Here is a 22688-nt window from a genome sequence, read left to right on the forward strand (position 1 = left end):
GTATGAAAATTCGTGCCCAACGTGTTGCCGAGCAAATGCGTAAAGAAATAACAGATGTCTTGTTACGGGAAGTCAGTGACCCGCGTACAAAAAACGCTACGATTACGAGCGTTGATGTGACAGGTGACTTACAGCAAGCAACAGTCTATTATACGGTGCTTGGTGATGAGGAAGATGTGAAAGCAGAAACGCAAGCTGGTCTCGATAAGGCGAAAGGGTTTATCCGTCGCGAAATCGGGAATCGCATCCGTCTTCGGAAAACACCAGAGATCTCGTTTGAATATGATTCTTCAGTCGCATATGGTAGCCATATCGATTCGTTGATTCGTGATTTGAACAAAGATTAATAATTTGAAAGGGGAGACGTCGTTCTCCCTTTTTTTATATGGAGGGATGAAATTGGAACCGAACGGAGTGCTCGTACTCGATAAAGATGCTGGCATGACGAGTCATGACTGCGTATTTAAATTACGAAAATTATTCCAGACGAAAAAGGTCGGTCACACGGGTACGCTTGACCCGGAAGTGACAGGCATATTGCCCATCTGTTTAGGACGCGCCACAAAGTTATCGCGTTTTATCACAGATGAAGGGAAGCGTTACGTGGCCGAGGTGACGATTGGTACCGCCACGATGACCGAGGACGCGCATGGCGAGGTCGTCGCGCAGAAGTCAGTCACACCGAACGATTTGGATGCAACCCAGATTGACGAGGCGATGCGCCAATTGACAGGGAGGATTGAACAAATCCCGCCGTACTACTCGGCGGTCAAAGTAAATGGGAAGAAGTTGTACGAGTATGCTCGGAAAGGGCAGACCGTCGAACGACCTCGGCGGACGGTCGAGATTCATCGTCTGGAGCGGACGAGTGAATTGATATTCGAAGCGGACGTCTGTCGATTCCGAATGGAAATCGACTGTGGGAAAGGGACGTATATTCGAACGCTCGCCGTTCAGATTGGGGAGAAACTCGGTTACCCTGCCCATATGAGCGAACTCAGACGGACGAGCTCAGGAACGTTTGATGAAGCGACCGCGGTAACACTCGGAACGCTTCAAACACTTGAAACGGTCGAGGAGCGAATGGCGTATGTCATTCCTCTCGAAGATGTGATCAAACGCTGGCCAATGATCACCATTCCAAAGAATCGGGAACGCTATATTCGCAACGGTGGGAAGCTGAACGGCGTTTCGCTCGAATTTGAGTTATTTACTGTCTATAATGAAGAAGGAATCCCTCTTGCTTTATATCGAAGACAAGAAGGAACGACAGACGCTACAGTCGAGGTCATGTTGGCTATCGACTAAGGGGGAATTTGACAGTATGGAAACAAAACATCTCACTTATCCAGAAACACCCGACGTGTATCCATCCATTATGGTACTCGGTTTCTTCGACGGTGTTCATAAAGGGCATCAAGCTGTAATCAATCATGCCAAACGCGTGGCAGCTGAGCACAACCTGCCGGTGACGGTCGTCACGTTCGATCCTCATCCGAAACAAGTACTCTCCAATAAACCGGATGCGGTCCGCTATATTACACCGCTGTCCCGGAAACTGAAGCGCATCGAAGCGCTCGGGGTAGAGCGTTGCCTCGTCTTGACATTCACAAAAGAATTGGCCAATTTGTCCCCGCAACAGTTTGTAGATGATTATTTGATCGGTGCCGGAGCCGTGCACGTGACAGCTGGTTTTGATTACTCGTATGGAAAGTTTGGAGAAGGGACGATGGAGACACTTCCGTACCATGCGCGTGACCAATTCACGACGTCTGTCGTCACAGAGCAGACGATGGATGGGGAAAAAGTGTCATCTACCCGCATCCGTAAACTCTTGGCAGAGGGACAGGTCGATGCCGCACATGAACTCCTCGGTACGCCATACGTGATCTGTGGCGAAGTCATTCACGGTGATGCGAGAGGGCGTACAATCGGTTTCCCGACTGCGAACGTGTTGATGGACGCTTCGTACGTCATGCCACGATTGGGCGTATACGCGACTCGAGTCACGCTACCGGACGGACGGATGTTCCACGCGATGACGAATGTTGGACGTCGTCCGACGTTTTATGAGACGGGATTGGTCTCTGTTGAGAGCCATCTCTTCGACTTCTCCGAGGATTTATATGGACAAGTCATCGAAATCGAGTGGATCCAATATATTCGGAATGAACGCGCGTTCGATGGGTTGGATGCATTGGTCGCTCAACTAAAAGAAGATGAGGTGGCAGCTCGTTCAATCCTATCTTGACTTTCAAGAGCGGGTACGCTATCCTTGTCAAGTACGCAAAGTACACCGCTTCGCTTGGCTGGTCGATTCACCAACGTCGGCTCGGCAACGCGGCAATTTTTCATTAAATGGAGGTGGAGAGGCAATGGCACTCTCAAAAGAACGTAAAAACGAAATTATCGCGGAATTCGCGACAAAACAAGGTGACACAGGTTCACCGGAAGTACAAGTGGCTGTGTTGACTGAACAAATCAACACATTGAACGACCACCTTCGTACACACAAGAAAGACCACCACTCACGTCGCGGTCTCTTGAAAATGGTTGGACGTCGTCGTAACTTGCTTACGTACCTTCGTAACAAGGACGTTACACGTTACCGTGAATTGATTCAACGCCTCGGTCTCCGTCGTTAATCGATTGAGACTGTTTAACGGGCTGGGACAACGTCCTAGTCCGTTTCTTCTTTTTTAAGGAAAATGATTAGACATTCGTTGGAATGAGTTACATAATAAACTAGATAAGGTTTGAGAGGAGAATGTACATGTTAGGTACGAAACAAGTATTCTCTACAGAGTGGGGCGGACGCCCACTGTCTGTAGAGGTCGGCCAACTTGCGAAGCAAGCAAACGGCTCGGCACTCGTGCGTTATGGAGATACGGTTGTCCTTGCGACAGTGACGGCTTCAAAAGCACCAAAAGATTTAGACTTCTTCCCATTGACGGTCAACTATGAGGAGAAACTTTACTCGGTCGGTAAAATTCCAGGTGGTTTCCTTCGCCGTGAAGGTCGCCCGGGTGAAAACGCGATTTTGACATCACGTCTCATCGACCGCCCGATTCGTCCGCTCTTCCCAGACGGATTCCGTCATGACATTCAAGTCATGATTTACGTCATGTCAAACGACCCAGATTGCTCGGCTGAAATGGCGGGTATGCTAGGAACATCGATCGCGCTCTCGATTTCAGATGTACCGTTTGACGGTCCAATCGCTGGCGTGACAGTCGGACGTGTAGACGGCGAGTTCGTCATCAACCCGACGACGGCTCAGTTGGAGAAAACGGACCTTGAACTTCAAGTTGCAGGGACATCGACAGCCATCAACATGGTTGAAGCAGGTGCGAACGAAGTGCCTGAGGACATCATGCTCGAGTCGATCTTGTTTGGACATGAAGAAATCAAGCGTTTGATCGCATTCCAACAAGAAATCGTAGAAGCCGTCGGAAAACCTAAATTCGAATACACGGTCTCGAAATACGATGAGGCGCTTACTGCTGAACTCGAAGCAGCTCGTCCTGAAATCGTAGAAGCGGTTCAAGTGGAAGAGAAACATGCTCGTGACGAAGCCATCAACGAAGTGATTGCGAAATATGTTGCGATGTATGAAGAACGTCTTGCTGACGAGCCATCGAAACTCGGTGAAGTTTCAGGGATTTTGAACAAGTTCGTCAAAGATGAAGTCCGTCGTTTGATCACGGTCGAAAAAGTCCGCCCAGACGGACGTCGTCCAGACGTGATTCGTCCGCTCGCGTCAGAAGTCGGATTACTCCCACGCGCACACGGTGTCGGTCTCTTCACACGTGGTCAAACACAGGTCATGTCGGTCGCGACTCTCGGTGTCATCGGAGACGCACAAATCATCGATGGAATCGGTCTTGAAGAGAACAAGCGCTTTATGCACCACTATAACTTCCCGCCATTCTCAGTCGGTGAAGCACGTCCTGTCCGTGCACCAGGTCGTCGTGAAATCGGTCACGGGGCACTCGGTGAACGTGCACTTCTTCCAATTATTCCGAAAGAAGCAGACTTCCCGTATACGATTCGTCTCGTTTCAGAAGTACTCGAATCAAACGGTTCAAGTTCACAAGCTTCGATTTGTGGGTCGACACTCGCATTGATGGATGCAGGTGTGCCAATCAAAGCGCCAGTCGCTGGGATTGCCATGGGTCTTATCATGGAAGGTGAGCATTACACGGTCTTGACAGATATTCAAGGACTTGAAGACCACCTTGGGGATATGGACTTCAAAGTAGCTGGAACGAAAGACGGGATCACTGCCCTTCAAATGGATATCAAGATTGCCGGAATCACGCGTGAAATTCTAGAAGAAGCGCTTGAACAGGCACGTGTCGGTCGTTTGCACATTCTTGACCACATGCTTGAGACGTTGGATACACCACGTACACAATTGTCGAAATACGCACCGAAGATTGTGACGATGACAATCAATCCGGATAAAATCCGCGACGTCATCGGACCAGGTGGGAAGATGATCAACAGCATCATCGACCAAACGGGCGTCAAGATCGACATCGAACAAGATGGTACGGTCTTCATCGCCTCGACGGACCAAGAAGGAATCGATCTTGCCATGTCTATGATCGGTGACATTGTCCGTGAAGTCGTCGTCGGTGAAGTATACGATGCTACCGTACGTCGCATCGAGAAATTCGGCGCATTCGTCGAGTTATTCAAAGGGAAAGATGCACTCGTACACGTATCCGAATTCAGCCTTGAGCGTGTCGCAAACGTCGAGGATGTTGTGAAGCTTGGCGATTCGATTCAAGTCAAAGTCACTGAAATCGATGACAAAGGTCGTGTCAACGCATCACGAAAAGCGCTCATCTTAGAAGGATTGTCTCCTGAAGAGCGTGAGGCATACGAAGCGAAACGGAAGGCAGCACGTGAAAGCCGTCCACCTCGCGAAAGCCGTCCGCCACGTCGTGACGGGGACCGTCGTCCACCGCGCTCGACAAATTAATTATTCTGGCCATCGTCTTGGTGCGATGGCCTTTTTCATAGGAGTGAGAATATGGAATGGATGACACTAGAGAACGGTGTTCGAATCATCATCGAACCAATCGATGGTTCACTCAGCACCTCAACCGGGGTATTCATTAAAGCCGGAACACGTACAGAAACTTTTGAGAACATCGGCATCAGCCATTTGATTGAACATATGCTGTTCAAGGGCACCGCATCAAAAAGCGCAAAAGAGATTGCTTCCTTTTTCGATGAGCTCGGTGGAAGCGTCAACGCATTCACCTCGAAAGACCATACATGCTTTTATGTGAAGACGCTCGATGAACACGCGATCATGGCGCTCGACGTACTGACAGATATGCTGTTTGAGTCGGTGCTCGATGCACAGGAGTTGGAAAAAGAAAAGCGTGTCGTTGTGGAAGAAATTAAAATGTATGAGGACACGCCGGAAGATCTCGTTCATGAACTATTGGCCATTGCGGCGTATCGTGACGATATCCTCGCTCAACCTATTTTAGGGACGGAGGAGAGTGTCAATCGATTGACACGTGACCAGCTCGTCGAATACTTACAGGAACAGTATACGGCCGAGCAAATTGTCGTCTCGATTGCAGGTCATGTTTCTGAAGAATTGATTGAGGCGGTAAAACGTAGGTTTGCTCACATCCCTTCTAGGGAATCGTCGAAAGAAATCAATCAACCGGAACTGTTCCATGACACATTGTCGAAACAAAAAGAAACGGAGCAAGCCCACCTCTGCTGGAACTACGAAGCGATTCCCGCGACGGATGACCGTTTGCCTCACTTGGCATTGATGAACAACGCAATCGGCGCGACGATGTCTTCGCGTTTATTCCAGTCCATCCGTGAAGAAGAAGGGTTAGCTTATTCCATTTACTCTTACTACACGACGTTTTCCGATCACGGTACGTTTACCATTTATGTCGGTACGTCACCGGATACGTTAGAACAAGTCGAAGTCATCCTTGAGAGAGAGATGAAGCGACTTGTCGCAGAAGGTTTGACTGCTGAGGAAGTAGACAAAGGCAAGCGACAATTGAAAGGGTCGATCGCCCTCGGGAATGAAAGTTCGAGTGCCCGCATGAACCGGAACGGACGGAACTTGCTATTGCTCGACGAAGTCGAGCCGATTGAACAAGTGATTGAGAAAGTAGAACGGATTGAACGCGATGAGGTCAATGCATTGATTCGTGAGGTGTTGAACCATCGCCCGGCGAAGTCATATGTCCTCCCAAACGAAGCGTGACTTGAAACCGAATTGTAAGTTCTCTACACTGATTAAGAGGTATTCTTTAGTTTGGATAGGATACAGGTGAAAGAAGGGAAAGACTTGAACTTAACGGATTTAGTGAAGACGATACAACTAATTAATCAACCAAATCTAGAAGGCATCGTCGTGACGCATGTGACGACGGACTCGCGAGAAGTTGTGCCGGGAACGCTGTTTGTCGCCATCAAAGGCTATACGGTCGATGGGCATGAATATGCGGCACAAGCGGTAGCGCGAGGCGCGGTGGCAGTCGTTAGCGAACGACCGCTCGACCTGTCAGTGCCAAACTTGATTGTGCGTGACAGCTCGCGTTCAATCGGGTTGTTGGCTTCGGCCTTTTATGCGTATCCATCTGAACAGATGCGACTGTTCGGGATCACGGGAACGAATGGGAAAACGACGACGACGACGATTTTACGAGACGTCCTCGATGTCCTCGGTCATTCGACCGGTTTGATTGGGACCGTTGAAGTACGCATCAACGATAAAATCGTTCCAAGTAAAAATACGACGCCTCAAAGTTCAGAACTTCAACAGTTGTTGGCACAAATGCGTGATGAGGGCGTGACGGACGTGATGATGGAAGTGTCCTCACACGGTCTTGAGCTCGGACGTGTCATCGGAACTGATTTTGACATCGTGGGCTTCACGAACTTGACACACGATCACCTAGATTTTCATGGAACGTTTGAAAACTATGCACGTGCAAAAGGGTTATTGTTCGCTCAACTCGGTCAAATGGCCTCACGTGGAAAAGTAGCCGTCTTGAACGCGGACGATGCACAAACGCCTCTTTATGAGACGATGACCGGTGCGAAAGTAATAACATATGGGATTGATGCGCAAGCAGACTTGATGGCAACGGACATTGAACAGACGTTGTCTCAGACCAGCTTTACATTGAATTACCAAGGCGCAAAACTTCCGGTAACGGTCCAGTTCATCGGTCGTTTCAACGTGTACAATCTATTGTTGGCGACGGGTTGTCTTCTCGCTGCCGGTTACTCGCTTGAGCGAATTGCAAAAGCACTTGAGATGATTCATCCGGCCAAGGGACGGATGCAACGTTTAGACGTCCCAGGTTACAACGTATATGCGGACTATGCTCATACACCTGATGGCATCGAACAGTGTCTGAAGTCGCTCGTCGGCGTACCAAAAGAAAAGATTATCTTTTTGATTGGGACAGGTGGAAACCGTGACGTCACAAAACGTCCGGCAATGGGCGAGATGGCTTCGTCCTATGCCGGTACCGTCATCATCACGACAGATGATCCACGATTCGAAGCGTATGAGTCCATTACAAAAGGGATTGCGGCCGGGATGACCCATGACAACTTTGTTGAAATCGGGGATCGAGAAGAAGCGGTCCGTTATGCGGCCCGTTTAGCGAAACCGGACAACATCATCGTGCTAGCAGGGAAAGGGCACGAAAAGTACCAAATTATCGGAAATGAAAAATTGCCGCTCGACGAAGAGGCGATTGTACGAGCGACCATTTTGAATACGGAGGAAGCATGATTTATGGCAGTACAACCAATTACGTTGACAGAAAAAGAACATGACGACTTCGTCAAAACACACGACCGTGGAGATTTGTTGCAACTATCGAGTTGGGGAGATGTGAAGCGCCAAAATGGCTGGACTTCAGAACGTGTCGCGGTTGCGCGAGACGGCGTGACGTCCGGTGTCGCTTTACTTTTGTTTAAACGTGTCCCGAAATTACCATACACATTGTGTTATGCCCCACGCGGATTTGTCGTGGACTACGAAGATTTGGCATCGCTGCAGGCGCTCGTGAAAGAAGCGAGACGTGTCGCGGTGGCACATAAAGCCATCGTCGTAAAAATCGATCCAAACATTGATCGCGATGAGATGCCAGGGCTATTGACCGAAATGGCTGCCATCGGGTTTAAACATAAGGGATATGGCGGTGGATTTGATTACGCCCAACCTCGTTTTACCATGGAAACGGATTTGCGCCCGAGTGAGAAAGATATTTTTACGAAATTCCATCATAAGTTCCGCTACAACGTCCGCCTCGCGGAGAAAAAGGGAATTGTCTGCAAGGAGGTCGGTCGTGACGGACTCAAAACGTTCGCCGATTTGATGAAAGTAACAGGGGAACGTGACGGATTCGCTACGCGAGGGCTCGATTATTTTGAGAACCTATACGATTGTCTGCAACCGAACGATGCCCGTCTCTTCTTGACAACCCTCGAACCGAAAATCGCACTCGAACAGCAACAGGCAACGCTAGAAAAAGCGAAGAAAGAGTTGGCGAAGATTGAACGGGGTCTTGAGAAAGAAACGATTGAGAAGAAGCGTAACAGTCTTTTGAACCGCAAGGAACAGACGGAAGCACAAATTCAGAAAGCGGAGCAAGCCCTCCCTGAGCTGGTCGAACTTGATCAGACCTATCCGAACGGGCTCGTCTTATCAGGTGGTCTGTTGACACTCGCAGGACGGCGCTCTTATTACTTATACGGAGCCTCGTCAAATGAATTCCGTGAATTTATGCCGAACCACTTGATGCAGTGGACGATGATGCAGGCGGCCAAAGAGAGTGGCGCCGAGCGATACGATTTCGGCGGGGTATCAGGAAGTACGGACCCGGATGATGAGTATGCTGGTCTATACGCATTCAAATCGGGATGGGGAAGCGACATGATTGAAAAGGTCGGGGAATTCGACCTCGTCTTGAATCGTCCTTTGTATATGGCTCTCGAAAAAGGATTGCCACTCTTAAAAGGACTGCGTAAACGGTTAAGAAGATGAGGTGGACAGGCGTGTTATCTCTTGCAATGATCGCCTTTCTGATTGGCATTACGCTCGCTTACTTTTATATGCAACCGGAACCGGTGCCTTGGGTAGATGAACCGACGTTTGAAGCGGATATGTGTGTGCGGGACGTGGAGGAAGAAAATGCGATCTTGACAAGGTCGAAGATTGATTTTGACCGGTTGCATCCGTTAGTCGCCAATCGGGGAGAATCGTTCATTCGATTAGCCCATTCTTGTCTAGACCTTGAAGTACGCCTCACTTCTGGATACCGTTCTGCCAAGGAACAGAATGCACTGTATGCGCAAGGACGGTCTGAACCCGGGCAAGTGGTGACCAATGCTAAGGCGGGTCAGAGCTATCATAACTACGGTCTTGCTGTGGATTTCGTCATCATCCATAACAATAAGACCGACTATGACCTGAATACGGATCGTAATCGGAATGACATTCCTGACTGGCAAGAACTCGGGGAGTTAGGGAAGGCGCTCGGGTTTGAATGGGGCGGAGACTGGAACTCATTCCCGGACTATCCTCACCTCCAGATGGACTTCGGTTTGTCGATTCGTCAACTTGTTGCAGGGAAACGACCTGACAAAGAAGAGACGGCACCTCTTGCCGATGCACTAAAACCTCTATTAGATTAAACGGAAATGTTGGCAATGAAGCCGTTTTCCGCTACAATATTCAGTAGCGATAAGGGGACGAAACAGAATATGAATCATTTAGGAGGTTTTTGTTAGTGTCAAAAAAGAAGACAGAGAATATTAGCGTCTTTGCGCTTGGAGGCGTAGGCGAAATCGGGAAGAACATGTACGTCGTGGAACTAGACGACGACATCTTCGTCATCGATGCCGGTCTAATGTTTCCAGGCGATGAGATGCTCGGGATTGATATCGTCATCCCAGACATCACATACTTAAAAGAAAATAAAGATCGTGTACGGGCGATTTTCATCACCCATGGTCACGAAGACCATATCGGTGGACTCAGCTACGTCTTACGCGACTTGAAACACGTCCCAGTTTACGGGACGAAATTGACCCTCGGGTTGATTGAATTGAAATTAAAAGAGGCCGGTTTGTTGAAAGAAGTCGACCTTCGCATGATTGATGCCAAAACGAAATTGACTATCGCTGATCATTTCATCACGTTTTTCCGCGTCAATCACTCGATTCCCGACTGCGTCGGCGTATGTATTCAAACGTCTCAAGGTGCGATCGTCCATACCGGAGACTTCAAGTTTGATTACACGCCTGTCGATGGTAAACAATCTGACTTCAATAAATTAGCAGCAATCGGACAACGTGGCGTTCTTGCGCTTCTTTCCGACTCGACGAACGCCGAGCGACCGGGGCAAACCGGTTCAGAGTCAATCGTTGGAGCTGAATTGAACGATGTCATCTATCAAGCGGAAGGTCGGGTTATCGTGGCATCATTCGCCTCGAACGTCCATCGCTTGCAACAAGTATTTGCAGCAGCAGAAGCGAATGATCGTAAAGTCGCGGTCGTCGGTCGTAGTATGGTCAACATCGTCGAAGTTGCGCAAAAATTAAACTACTTGCGCTTCAAGGCGAAGACTCTCGTTGAGTTGTCCCAAGTTAACCGTCTACCGGATAACAAGGTCGTCATTTTAACGACAGGTTCGCAAGGGGAGCCGATGGCGGCGTTGACTCGCATGGCACGTAATGCCCACAAGCAAGTCAACATTCGATTGAATGACACGGTCGTCATTGCGGCGACACCGATTCCAGGGAATGAGAAGTCGGTTTCTAAAACGATTGACTTATTGTTCCGTTCGGGTGCGAACGTCATTTATAATCAGCGAAAAGTCCACGTATCTGGACACGGTTCAGCGGAAGAATTGAAGTTGATGCTCAACCTTGTCAAACCGAAGTACTTCTTACCGATTCACGGCGAATATCGTATGCAGATGGCACACTCGAAACTCGCAGAACAAGTGGGTGTCAAACCGAACAACATCTTCATCGTTGAAAAAGGTGACGTCGTTGAGTTCACAGGTCGAAAAGCCCGCATGAGCCGAAAAGTCCCTGCAGGTAACGTCTTGATTGACGGAATCGGTGTTGGGGACGTTGGAAACATCGTCTTACGGGACCGTCGTTTGTTGTCACAAGATGGAGTTGTCCTCTGCGTGGTCACGTTGAATCGGAAACAGAAGAAATTGATTTCAGGACCTGAACTCATCTCACGTGGTTTCGTGTACATGCGCGAATCGGAGGAAATGATTTCAGAGGCAAACCGTATTGTCACGAAACAGATTGAAAAGAGTCTGCAGGCTGGCAGTGATTGGACCGAATTGAAATCAAATATCCGCGAGCGACTTAGCGTCTTCTTATTCGAGCAGACGAAACGTCGTCCGATGATCTTGCCGATCATTATGGAGATTTAATGGAATGAGAGTGAGGCAAAAGTCATCTGACTTTTGCCTTCTTTTTTTAGGAGGAACTGATGTGGCTCAAAAAACAAGAAAGACTCCCGTAAAGCGAAAGCGCCCAGCGACGCGAAATACGAGGAACCGTAAAAAACAACCGATTGCGCCACGTACATATGGGTGGGGATTCTTTGTCCTCGCCATCGTCGCATTCGTATTTGCCTTTTTTGATTTAGGGTGGATCGGTAAACAGTTATCTGATTTATCCGTCTATCTTTTTGGAGGATGGGGTGCGCTCACTTACTTGATGATGGCTGTGTGGTTATGGATTGTTCTCACTCCGATGAAACCGATGCGACGAGCGGGATTATTCGCAATGCTCGCCTCATTCTTACTATTCGGGGACTTACTTTGGGGAGAGGCAAGGGGCGGCATCAATGCCACTTTCTATAACTTGAACCAATATTTATTCTCAGACTTCGGGATTATCTTTTTAGGGATCGTCTGCTTCCTCGTCGGTGTCTCGTTTTATGCCCCGACTATTTGGGGGACACTCTTTCATCGCATGCAGGAATCCGTCACAGCAGTCAGAAACGAATGGCGAGCCAGACCGAAAGTGGAGAAGCAGCAAGAGGCGAAACGAACGCGCAAGACCTCACCTCGTCCAAAATTAACGGAAGCGCAATCGGACCCGGAAGTAGAGTCAGACGTGGTCACGATGCAAGACATTCCAATCGTCGGATTTAGTGAGAAAGTCGTAGCAGAAAAAAGAGAGACGGAAGATCAACCTCGAACGGATTCCTCGGAAGTCGATTCCACAATCACGACCGAGGAGATGATGATGACTGCGGCCCAAGATGTCTCGGATACATACGAGCTTCCGCCATTCTCGAATTTGAAAGAGCCCGTCATTACGGATTTGTCTGGTGAGAATGCACGATTGAAAGAAAATGCATCCAAACTTGTAAAGACGCTTAAGTCATTCGGGGTCGGTGTCAAAGTGTTAAAGATTCACCTTGGTCCAACCGTCACAAAATATGAACTACAACCGGATATCGGTGTGAAAGTCAGTCGCATCACCTCATTAAGTGATGATTTGGCATTGGCGCTCGCTGCAAAAGATATTCGGATTGAAGCTCCGATTCCGGGTAAAGCCGCTATTGGTATTGAAGTGCCGAACCAGGAGGTCGCACCGGTATGCTTACGTGAAGTACTGGAAGCGGAGCCGGTGAAACAAGATGACTCGAAGTTGCTCGTCGCACTCGGTCGGAGTATCAGTGGCGAGACGGTTGGGATCTCTCTCAATAAAATGCCGCATTTGCTTGTTGCAGGATCGACAGGATCAGGTAAATCTGTCTGTATCAACGGCATGATCGTGTCACTCTTGATGCGTTCTCGTCCGGATGAGGTCCGACTCATGATGATTGATCCGAAGATGGTCGAGTTGAACGTCTATAACGGAGTGCCACACCTGTTGACACCGGTCGTCACGGATCCGAAAAAAGCCGCCCAGGCACTGAAGCAGGTCGTCGCAGAAATGGAACGGCGGTATGAACTGTTTAGTCGATATGGAGTTCGCAATATCGAAGGTTACAATGAACTCGTCGATCAGTCGGATGACGAGGATGCGAAACGTTTACCGTTCATCGTCGTAATCGTCGATGAATTGGCGGACTTGATGATGGTGGCATCAAATGATGTCGAAGATGCCATCATGCGACTTGCACAAATGGCACGGGCTGCGGGTATTCATATGGTCCTCGCGACACAGCGCCCATCTGTCGACGTCATCACAGGAGTCATCAAGGCGAACATTCCGTCCCGCATCGCCTTTGCCGTCTCTTCTCAAACCGATTCAAGGACCATCCTTGATGGTGGCGGGGCGGAAAAGTTGCTTGGACGCGGTGACATGTTGATGCTTGCAAACGGAATGAACAAGCCGGTCCGTGTACAAGGTGCATTCGTCTCCGATCAAGAAGTCGAGACGGTCGTCAATCATGTCATCGCGCAACAACGTGCGCAATATGTGGAAGCGATGATGCCAAAAGAAGAGGAAGTGACGACGATTGATTCGGATGATTCATTGTTCGGAGAAGTCGTGCAATTCGTCATGACACAAGAAACGGCATCAACTTCGATGATTCAACGCAGATTCCGAATCGGGTATAATCGTGCCGCCCGTTTGATTGACTCACTTGAGGAAGCCGGGTATGTCGGTCCATCAGAAGGTTCGAAACCGAGGAAAGTACTCATTCAAGAGCAAACAGAATAATAATAAAAAACGAACGATTATATATCAGTATATATAATCGTTCGTTTTTTAATGCTATTTATACGATATAGAAATATTCGCTCTATCCTTAGATGTTCGCTATAATATAAATGTAATATAGCACATATGTCCTATATACTGAATTAGTACATACTTTTAAAAACTACTGAAACGCTTACATTTTTTAATAACGTTTACATTTTACAAAAGTTTTTCAATGGGGATGAAAATGAGTAAATTGGACTCAAAGGTACGGTTCGGCATGTTCCGAAAAAATATTTCCCTGATTCCGAACAAAAACTATTGCGTTCTAATTCTCGAATCCCTATACTTAATATTGGCAAGGACATTCATACGTCAGATGTCTGAGCACTGGTAAGTAAATTAAAGGTGGTGAGGCCAATGTCGATTAAGCTCGATCATCGATTGCTCTATCTTCGAGTGATTGAGAAAATTAAGCAAGATATCGACGCTGGTGTCTATCGTGAAGGGGAGAAGTTACCTTCAGAATTTGAACTTTCGAAGCAACTTGGAGTCAGTCGAGCGACACTTCGCGAAGCGCTCCGGATTCTCGAAGATGAGAAATTTGTCGTGCGAAAGCATGGGGTAGGAACATTTATCAGTTCTAAACCGCCATTCACGTCAGGAATTGAAGAATTGTTCAGTGTCACTGACATGATCACACGAGCAAAGATGACACCAGGAACGAAAGTATTGGTGGCCGAGAAAGTGTTGGCAACAGAGAGAGAAGCCGAGCGTCTCAAGATTGAGCCGAACTCACCGATTTATCGAATTGTACGAATTCGATATGCGGACGACACACCGGTTGTGTATTGTGTCGATAAAGTGCCGGCCCATCTCGTCTCGAATCCTGAGGCATTGACTGAAGGGAAATCTTTGTTTGATTCTCTCGAAAAAGAGGTAGGACGTCGAGTCGCTTATGCGATCACGCACATCGAACCGAGTGTCAGCGCTGAAATCTCGTCACAACTTCAGACGGACCAACCGTTACTCGCTTTAAAACAATTGCATTATGATGAGAGTGATTTACCATTACTCGATTCGGCCAACTTTTTCCGTGCTGATCGATTCGACTTCCATGTCGTACGTAAACGAGTTTAAACGAGCAGTTTCTGGACGGAAGAGTTATTTTTGGGGAATAGCGTGAAAGCGCTTTCTTATACCGGTGTAAAGACTACTGATAACATGACAACAAAAATTGTTATGAACCGAAAGGGGAAACACGACGATGATGAACAAAAAGAAAACGATTCTCTCAGCTTTAGCAGCAGGACTCACACTCTCTACAGTACTCGCAGCATGCGGTGGAGATGACAACGAAGGCTCATCTTCAAACGGTGAAGGCGGAGAAGGTAGCGACTTCAAAGTTGCAATGGTCACGGATACTGGTGGTGTTGATGACAAGTCATTCAACCAATCAGCTTGGGAAGGTTTGAAAAAGTTTGGTGAAGAAAATAGCTTAACTGAAAACGAAGGATATAAATATCTTCAATCAGCAAAACAAGCAGACTATCAGCCTAACTTGCAACAATTGGCACGTGATCAATTTGATTTGATCTACGGAATCGGTTTCTTGATGGCAGAGGATATCGGAAAAGTTGCAGAACAATTCCCTGATAACAACTTTGCAATCGTTGACTCGGTTGTAGATGCACCGAACGTTGCTTCAATCACGTTTAAGGAACAAGAAGGTTCATTCCTCGTAGGTGTAGTAGCTGGTCTTACAACGACGACTGATAAAGTTGGTTTCATCGGTGGAGTAGAATCAGACTTGATCAAGAAGTTTGAAAATGGATTTAAAGCTGGTGTCATGGCTGTAAACCCTGATGCGACAATCGACGTAAAATATGCTGAAGACTTCAACTCAGCTGAAAAAGGAACTGCAATTGCGTCAGGTATGTATGGATCAGGATCTGATATCATCTATCATGCAGCTGGTGGTACAGGTGTAGGTGTATTCACTGAAGCGAAAAACCGTAAGAAAAACGGTGAAGAAGTTTGGGTCATCGGGGTTGACCGTGACCAGTACGAAGAAGGTCTTCCAGAGAACGTTACTCTTACGTCAATGGTTAAACGTGTAGATACAGCGACACTCGAAGTGTCGAAAATGGCAATGGACGGTAAGTTCCCAGCTGGTGAAGTGGTTGAATTCTCACTTAAAGATGAAGGTGTAGGAATCGCACCAACTTCTGAAGAAAACGTTGCTGCAGACGTGCTCACTAAAGTTGATGAGTATCGTCAACAAATCATCGATGGTGATGTTGTTGCACCAGCAACTGACGCTGAGTTCGAAGAGTTCATGAAAAACGTAAAATAATTTGTTTGAGTTGAGGGGGGACCCATGTGGTCTCCCTTTACTTAAAGTTAGGGGTGAACTTCCTTGGAATATGTAATTGAAATGCTAAATATTCGAAAAGAGTTCGGTACGTTCGTTGCGAACGACAATATCACGCTCCAATTGCGTAAAGGAGAAATCCATGCACTTTTAGGAGAAAACGGGGCCGGGAAATCGACGCTCATGAACGTGTTGTTTGGTCTCTATCAGCCTGAAGGCGGAGAGATTCGCGTACACGGAAAGAAAGTGAATATTGAAAATCCGAACATCGCCAACGAACTTGGGATCGGAATGGTCCATCAACACTTTATGTTGGTTGAAAAATTCACGGTCACTGAAAATATCATTCTTGGTCTTGAGCCAAAGAGTGGCATCACAATCGATCGCGCCACTGCTCGGAAGAAGGTCATGGAGATTTCGGAGCAATACGGACTTAGAATTGATCCGGATGCGAAGATTGAAGATATTTCAGTCGGCATGCAACAACGTGTTGAAATCTTGAAGACGCTCTATCGTGGAGCAGATATTCTGATTTTTGATGAACCGACGGCAGTGTTGACACCACAAGAGATTCAAGAACTTATCCAAATTATGAAACGTCTGATTGCTGAAGGTAAGTCGATCATCTTGATTACGCACAAGCTGAAGGAAATCATGCAAGTTGCGGACCGCTGTACTGTCATTCGTCGTGGACGCTACATTGGAACGGTCGAGGTCGACGAGACGGTAAATGAAGACAGTTTAGCTGAAATGATGGTTGGTCGCGAAGTAAACTTTGATGCAGAATATTCGAAAGCCGATCCACAACAAGTCGTTCTGGACGTTCAAAACCTCGTCGTCAAAGATGGTCGCGGTTTGAAAGTCGTTGAAGGATTGGATTTACAGATTCGTGCTGGAGAAGTACTTGGAATTGCCGGGATTGACGGGAATGGTCAGACGGAGTTGATTGAAGCCATTTCAGGTTTGAAAAAGCCGGAGTCTGGTAAAGTGTTGCTCAACGGAAAAGATGTCACAGGACACACGCCGCGTAAGATGACCGAGGCAGGGATCGGACACATCCCGCAAGATCGTCATAAACACGGACTTGTTCTTGACTACTCGATTCGTGACAACATGGTACTTCAAACGTACTATAAAGAACCGTTCTCGAAACGAGGTCTCATGAACTATAAAGCTGTGGCTGAGAAGGCGAAGGCGTTGATTGAGAAGTTTGACGTCCGAACTCCATCAATTGATGTTCCAGCGCGTGCTCTCTCGGGAGGGAACCAACAGAAAGCAATCATTGCACGTGAAGTCGATCGTTCACCAGATTTACTCATCGCCGCTCAACCGACTCGTGGTCTCGACGTAGGTGCGATTGAATTTATTCACGAGCAGCTTATTAAAGAACGTGAAAAAGGACGCGCCGTCTTACTCATCTCGTTTGAACTTGATGAGATTTTACACGTATCCGACCGTATCGCTGTTCTCTACGAAGGAAAAATTGTAGGGATTCGTGATCCGAAAGAGACGACGGAGCAAGAGCTAGGCTTCTTGATGGCCGGCGGTAAGAGAGGGGACGAAACAGAATGAAAAAATTAAGTTTAAACCAACTTCTCATTCCATTCCTATCCATCATTTTAGGACTACTCGTCGGTGCTATCGTCATGTTGATTGGTGGATACGACCCGGTTCAAGGGTTTATCTCGTTATTTGAAGGCATGTTCGGTAGTCCGTATGCCGTCGGTGAAACATTGCGTGCTGCAGCCCCACTTATTTTCTCAGGTCTTGCGGTTGCGTTCGCCTTCCGTACAGGGCTATTCAACATCGGGGTAGAAGGACAAGTGTTAATTGGGTGGGTCGCAGCCGTCTATGTAGGAATTAACTTCGACTTGCCGATGTTTATCCATTTACCGCTCGCACTTCTAGCGGCAATGGTTGCAGCAGCAATTTGGGCGTTCGTTCCTGGGTTCTTGAAAGCGAAGTTTTATGTTCATGAAGTCATTACGTCTATCATGATGAACTATATTGCCTTATACACGACAAACGCGATTTTACGTAACGTCATCGGCGTAACGAACGAGCGTACGGAGTCAATCAACGATTCAGCGTCACTTGCTTCGCCATGGCTCCAAGAGTTGACGACGTATTCACGTCTTCACTGGGGTGTGCTTGTCGCTGTGCTTGCAGCAATCGTGTACTACTACATCCTTCAACGTACGACACTCGGTTATGAGTTACGTGCCGTTGGATTCAACAAACATGCATCACAGTACGCAGGGATGAGCGTCAACCGTAACATCGTCCTGTCGTTCGTCATCTCCGGTATGTTCGCTGGTCTCGCAGGTGCGATGGAGGGTCTTGGAACATTCGGTAGTATGACCCTCTCGGCATCGTTCACCGGTGTCGGATTTGACGGGATCGCCGTTGCCCTTCTTGGTGCGAACACCGCGATTGGAGTCATTTTAGCAGCGATTCTCTTCGCAGGGTTGAACATCGGCGGATTGGCGATGCAACTTGGTGCGAACGTACCGTCAGAGCTTGTCAAAGTCATCATCGCAGCCATCGTCATCTTTGTAGCGTCTGGATATGCGATCAACTATGTCGTTGAGAAACTTAAAGGAAATCGTAAGAAAGGAGTGGAGAAAAAATGAACTTCTTAGAAGTCCTTTATATCGTCGTACCGGTTGCGCTTGCCTATGCGACTCCACTCATTATCGCAGCACTTGGTGGAATTTTCAGTGAACGTTCTGGTGTCGTCAACATCGCCCTTGAAGGAATCATGGTCATCGGTGCCGCGACAGGAATCATCACGACGCTCACCTTGACTGATTTAGGTGTTGGCGCCTCTAGCCCATGGATTGCCTTGTTTGTCGCTATGGTAGTCGGCGCTTTGTTCTCCCTCTTCTTGGCCGTTCCTGCCATCCTTTGGCGTGCGGACCAGACGGTTCTCGGGGTTGCCATCAACATGCTCGCCATCGGTCTCGCCATCTTCGTCGTGCGTGTTCTTTACAACAAAGGACAGACGGACTTTATCGAGTACCGGATCGCAAAAGAGAATGTACCCTTTTTATCAGATATTCCCGTGTTAAAGATGTTCTTTATTAACGTTCAGTACACGTCGTTCGTTGCAATCGCCTTGGCGTTCGTCGTCTGGTTCGTCATCTTCAAGACACCGTTTGGACTTCGTCTTCGTTCGGTAGGGGAACATCCGATGGCCGCTGATACGATGGGAATCAACGTCACGAAAATGCGCTTCATGGGCGTCATGCTCTCTGGTGCGTTTGGTGGTCTTGCCGGAGCGGTTTATGCTGTAACGGTCACGACGAACTTCAGTGGAACGACAATCGTTGGTCAAGGATTCTTGGCGATTGCCGCAATGATTTTCGGTAAATGGAATCCGCTCGGTGCGCTTGGTGCCGGATTGTTCTTTGGATTCGCTCAAGCCCTTTCGATTATCGGAAGCAACTTGCCGGTCATCAACAACGTGCCGCAGCTCTTGCTCTTGATTGCGCCATACGCGCTCACGATTCTTGCTCTCGCTGGACTCGTTGGTCGTGCGGATGCGCCGAAGTCGGTCGGTATTCCTTATATTAAAGGGAAACGTTAATTCGAGATAGGACATATGTCCATTTCATCCAGGTTGTTTGGTGCTTAAGCCAAACAACCTTTTTTGATATACTTGCCTAGAGATGTCATGATTAGACTAGGTTACATGCGAGAAACATAAAAAAGACATATCGGTCAAAGGACCGATATGTCTTTCACGATTATTCGAATTTTAAAGCGTCCCCGTCGAACGACTCGTCCGCTACTTTGATCGAGTCTGTCGGACAACCCTCGAATGCATCCATCATGTCTTCGTATAACTCATCTGGGATTTCAACAGTACCTGTGTTGTCATCCATTAAGTTGAACGCAAGACCTTCATCATCATAATCGTAAATATCTGGTGCTGCCGCGCCGCAAGCTCCGCATGCGATACATGTATCTTTATCGACGATTGTAAATTTTGCCATGATAATAACCCTCCAAACGGTTCGTTTCTCTTAGAAATCATTCTACTGACTATGAGTAATTGTAGTCTACATACCCAATTATTTCAATGAGGAAACGAGCGTCTTTTTGGTAGGATAATGATTTTTTTAAGGAAGTGACGATTTGGTTCATTTAGCGGATGGAGTTCTACTGCTGGCCATTAAACGATTAAATGGAGAACGGAGTGAGCGAAGTCTCTACCATGTCCTGAATGGAAAGCGTTCGGCCACAACGCTACAGGACGCATTTTTTTACGAGTTGGAGCCTCTTTTTGGACAGTTTCCGCAGACGGCTTATTCATACGAGTCTGTGCTAAAACAAATTGAAAAACGAGGATGGCTCGATCGTAAACGATTTAGATTGACAGAGGCGGGAGAACTACTAGCTTCACCTGAATCGGTTGAGCAACTATTCAAGCGGTTGGGCGGGGAACGCCGTGATTATAACGCGACCACATGGAAACGCTTGAGTTTGTTCGTGCAGACGTTCATGTCAAAAGAACACGCCCGTACATTTTATCCTGTACAAGCCGATCGTCCAGCAGAGCAATGGGTCAAGCAGTTGTTACATCTTGATCGGGATTGGAAAGCGCTCATGCGAACGTTTCATCAAGAGATTGAACAAGCACTTGAACAAATCGGGGACCCGTATGCGACGGCCGTCGTCTATCGATTCACAGGAGCGTTTGAGACGGGTTTGACATATGAACAAATCGCCAGCCTGCTTCATGTTGATGCCGAAACGGCTCGTTTGTATTTTTTGGCCGGATGGAACGAACTGTTGATGGTCTTGCCGGATGATGCCAAACTACGGGGGTTTACGTACGGCTTATCGACGGACCGGATGACTTATTCAGCACGTGAGTCATATGAATTGTTCTTAAAGGGGTACACGTTCCAACAGGTTCAAGCGAAACGGCGTTTACGTACGAGTACGATTGAAGACCATGTCGTCGAGATGGCGATGTATTTAGAAGTCTTCCCGCTCGAACAATTTGTACCGATGGAGGATGTGGTCACGATTGAAGAGTTGCGGCATCCGGATAGCTGGGCGCTCAAACCGATATTTGAGAAAATGGGGCGTGTCAGTTATTTTCAAATTCGACTCGTCTTCGCCAGACTGAAACGAGGTGAGAGTTTTGTATGAAGCGACATTAAAACGAGTGTTCGGGTATGAATCGTTTCGTCCTGGGCAACACGACATCATACATGCCGTGATCGAAGGGCAGGATGTATTGGCCGTCATGCCGACGGGGGCGGGGAAATCGCTGACGTTCCAACTCCCTTCTTATATTAAAAATCAAGGGCTCACGGTGATTGTTTCGCCGTTACTCTCACTCATTGAGGACCAGATGCTTCATATACGAGAACGGGGAGAGCGTGGTGTCGCTCGTTTGACGTCGATGGAATCGGCTGAAGAGAAGCAGGACATCATCAACCATTTGAAACGTTACCGTTTTTTATATCTTTCACCCGAACAATTGGCCGTTCCTTATGTGACGCGTGCTCTGGCGAATGTGAAAATTCAAATGCTCGTCATTGACGAGGCGCACTGTATCTCACAATGGGGGCATGAGTTCCGTCCTGAGTATGCGCGTTTAGGTGAGTTGCGAAAACAGATTGGGAGCCCCCAGTGTATGGCGGTCACGGCGACGGCGCCAGAAGGCGTGAAACAGGACATCATTGAAAAGCTGGCACTGTTCTCACCTGAACAATTCGTCCACTCTGCCAATCGTCCGGAAATCCGATTGTTGGTTGAACGGTTGGAAAAGGAGAAGAAACTTGAGCGATTGAAAGAGTTGATTCAAGTGATTCCCAAACCTGCAGTCGTTTACACGGCGACCCGTCGCGAGGCAGAGGCGTTAGCCTTTGAGCTAGAGGATGCATTGTTTTACCATGGAGGCATGTCTACGGAAGACAGGCGACTCGTGCAGTCCCAGTTTTTACGGGACGAAGTGTCGGTCATGGTATGCACGAGTGCGTTCGGGATGGGTGTGAACAAAGACAACGTCCGTTCTGTCGTTCATTTTCAGTTGCCGGCAACAGTTGAGGCATACATGCAGGAAATCGGACGAGCGGGGCGTGACGGACAACCCGCATTCGCGGTCCTTCTATATGCTGATGGCGACGAACGCATCCAGCAATTTTTAATCGACGGACAGTACCCGAAAGACGAGGACATGCGACTAGCCTATTTTGAACGTGAGAACGGGACGTCGCTCGCGCAACTACCAAGGTTGTTACGGATGAACGAAGAAGACCCGAAGTTTCTCCTGCTGAAGCAATTGTTGACAGAACGTTCGCTTCAAGAAGCCCTCGATTGGGTAAAAGAAAGAAAGCGAGATCGGTATCGTCAACTCGGGCAGATGATGGATTATGCCCTCATCCGGACATGCCGACGCGATTACTTGCTTCGTTATTTCTCCGAACAAACGGTCGACCAAGAAGAATGCTGTGATGTTTGTGGGCCGATTCCGTTCCCGGATACACCGCAAATCGTCCGAAAAAATGTGACAGAATGGAAAATTCGGTTGACGCAAATCTTTTCCTTTGAATAATATCATAGTAAAATGATAAAAAAGGTAAAG

19 protein-coding genes are annotated in these 22688 nt (G+C 47.8%); 18 read left to right on the forward strand and 1 reads right to left on the reverse strand.

Going from position 1 to position 22688, the window contains the following annotated elements; translation table 11 throughout:
* Positions 1-2 precede the first annotated feature (2 nt).
* The 16 genes from rbfA to KNO78_RS02805 all read left to right on the forward strand — a co-directional run bounded on the left by rbfA (position 3) and on the right by KNO78_RS02805 (position 19673).
* Entirely contained in the window at positions 3-347 is a 345-nt protein-coding gene (gene rbfA / locus KNO78_RS02730) for a 30S ribosome-binding factor RbfA (RefSeq protein WP_159562106.1), read from the forward strand.
* A 46-nt stretch (positions 348-393) separates the two neighbouring features.
* Positions 394-1308, forward strand: a complete 915-nt coding sequence (truB, locus tag KNO78_RS02735) for a tRNA pseudouridine(55) synthase TruB (protein WP_251125233.1) — start codon at positions 394-396, stop codon at positions 1306-1308.
* Between the two features lie 16 nt (positions 1309-1324).
* Complete coding sequence (locus KNO78_RS02740) at positions 1325-2251, forward strand: bifunctional riboflavin kinase/FAD synthetase (protein WP_214691048.1); 927 nt, start codon at positions 1325-1327, stop codon at positions 2249-2251.
* Positions 2252-2375: 124 nt separating this feature from the next.
* Positions 2376-2645, forward strand: coding sequence for a 30S ribosomal protein S15 (gene rpsO, locus KNO78_RS02745; RefSeq protein WP_074037213.1), 270 nt, complete (start codon positions 2376-2378; stop codon positions 2643-2645).
* A gap of 128 nt (positions 2646-2773) precedes the next feature.
* Positions 2774-4990 carry a polyribonucleotide nucleotidyltransferase gene (gene pnp, locus KNO78_RS02750; RefSeq protein ID WP_074037212.1) on the forward strand — a complete coding sequence of 739 codons (2217 nt, stop codon included), beginning with the start codon at positions 2774-2776 and terminating at the stop codon, positions 4988-4990.
* Positions 4991-5041: 51 nt separating this feature from the next.
* Complete coding sequence (locus KNO78_RS02755; protein ID WP_196430555.1) at positions 5042-6259, forward strand: M16 family metallopeptidase; 1218 nt, start codon at positions 5042-5044, stop codon at positions 6257-6259.
* 51 nt (positions 6260-6310) lie between these two features.
* Positions 6311-7804 carry a UDP-N-acetylmuramoyl-L-alanyl-D-glutamate--2,6-diaminopimelate ligase gene (locus tag KNO78_RS02760; protein ID WP_230872800.1) on the forward strand — a complete coding sequence of 498 codons (1494 nt, stop codon included), beginning with the start codon at positions 6311-6313 and terminating at the stop codon, positions 7802-7804.
* A gap of 3 nt (positions 7805-7807) precedes the next feature.
* Positions 7808-9061, forward strand: a complete 1254-nt coding sequence (locus KNO78_RS02765; RefSeq protein WP_214691047.1) for a lipid II:glycine glycyltransferase FemX — start codon at positions 7808-7810, stop codon at positions 9059-9061.
* An 11-nt stretch (positions 9062-9072) separates the two neighbouring features.
* Positions 9073-9711 carry a M15 family metallopeptidase gene (locus KNO78_RS02770; RefSeq protein ID WP_260563679.1) on the forward strand — a complete coding sequence of 213 codons (639 nt, stop codon included), beginning with the start codon at positions 9073-9075 and terminating at the stop codon, positions 9709-9711.
* Between the two features lie 95 nt (positions 9712-9806).
* Positions 9807-11474: a ribonuclease J gene (locus tag KNO78_RS02775; protein ID WP_015881439.1), complete on the forward strand. Its 1668-nt coding sequence runs from the start codon at positions 9807-9809 to the stop codon at positions 11472-11474.
* 61 nt (positions 11475-11535) lie between these two features.
* Positions 11536-13728, forward strand: coding sequence for an FtsK/SpoIIIE family DNA translocase (locus tag KNO78_RS02780; RefSeq protein ID WP_214691045.1), 2193 nt, complete (start codon positions 11536-11538; stop codon positions 13726-13728).
* A 402-nt stretch (positions 13729-14130) separates the two neighbouring features.
* Complete coding sequence (locus KNO78_RS02785; RefSeq protein ID WP_078146731.1) at positions 14131-14850, forward strand: GntR family transcriptional regulator; 720 nt, start codon at positions 14131-14133, stop codon at positions 14848-14850.
* Positions 14851-14980: 130 nt separating this feature from the next.
* Positions 14981-16066 (forward strand): BMP family lipoprotein, encoded by a 1086-nt coding sequence (locus KNO78_RS02790; protein WP_078147920.1) that lies wholly within the window; start codon positions 14981-14983, stop codon positions 16064-16066.
* A 63-nt stretch (positions 16067-16129) separates the two neighbouring features.
* Positions 16130-17656, forward strand: a complete 1527-nt coding sequence (locus tag KNO78_RS02795; RefSeq protein ID WP_214691044.1) for an ABC transporter ATP-binding protein — start codon at positions 16130-16132, stop codon at positions 17654-17656.
* Positions 17653-18717, forward strand: coding sequence for an ABC transporter permease (locus tag KNO78_RS02800; protein ID WP_214691043.1), 1065 nt, complete (start codon positions 17653-17655; stop codon positions 18715-18717). The genes KNO78_RS02795 and KNO78_RS02800 overlap by 4 nt, the downstream gene beginning before the upstream one ends.
* A complete protein-coding gene (locus tag KNO78_RS02805; protein WP_214691042.1) occupies positions 18714-19673 on the forward strand; it encodes an ABC transporter permease in 960 nt (319 codons plus the stop codon). The genes KNO78_RS02800 and KNO78_RS02805 overlap by 4 nt, the downstream gene beginning before the upstream one ends.
* A 160-nt stretch (positions 19674-19833) precedes the next feature.
* Here KNO78_RS02805 and KNO78_RS02810 read toward each other — a convergent pair whose 3' ends face one another.
* Positions 19834-20082, reverse strand: a complete 249-nt coding sequence (locus tag KNO78_RS02810; protein ID WP_015881446.1) for a ferredoxin — start codon at positions 20080-20082, stop codon at positions 19834-19836.
* Positions 20083-20224: 142 nt separating this feature from the next.
* Here KNO78_RS02810 and KNO78_RS02815 point away from each other — a divergent pair, with 142 nt between their 5' ends.
* Both KNO78_RS02815 and KNO78_RS02820 read left to right on the forward strand, forming a co-directional pair.
* Complete coding sequence (locus tag KNO78_RS02815) at positions 20225-21247, forward strand: YpbB family protein (RefSeq protein WP_214691041.1); 1023 nt, start codon at positions 20225-20227, stop codon at positions 21245-21247.
* Positions 21231-22658 (forward strand): RecQ family ATP-dependent DNA helicase, encoded by a 1428-nt coding sequence (locus KNO78_RS02820; RefSeq protein WP_264092418.1) that lies wholly within the window; start codon positions 21231-21233, stop codon positions 22656-22658. The genes KNO78_RS02815 and KNO78_RS02820 overlap by 17 nt, the downstream gene beginning before the upstream one ends.
* Positions 22659-22688 lie beyond the last annotated feature (30 nt).

This window comes from Exiguobacterium sp. s132 (genome assembly GCF_018617235.1).
GTDB classification, from domain to species: Bacteria; Bacillota; Bacilli; order Exiguobacteriales; family Exiguobacteriaceae; genus Exiguobacterium; species Exiguobacterium profundum.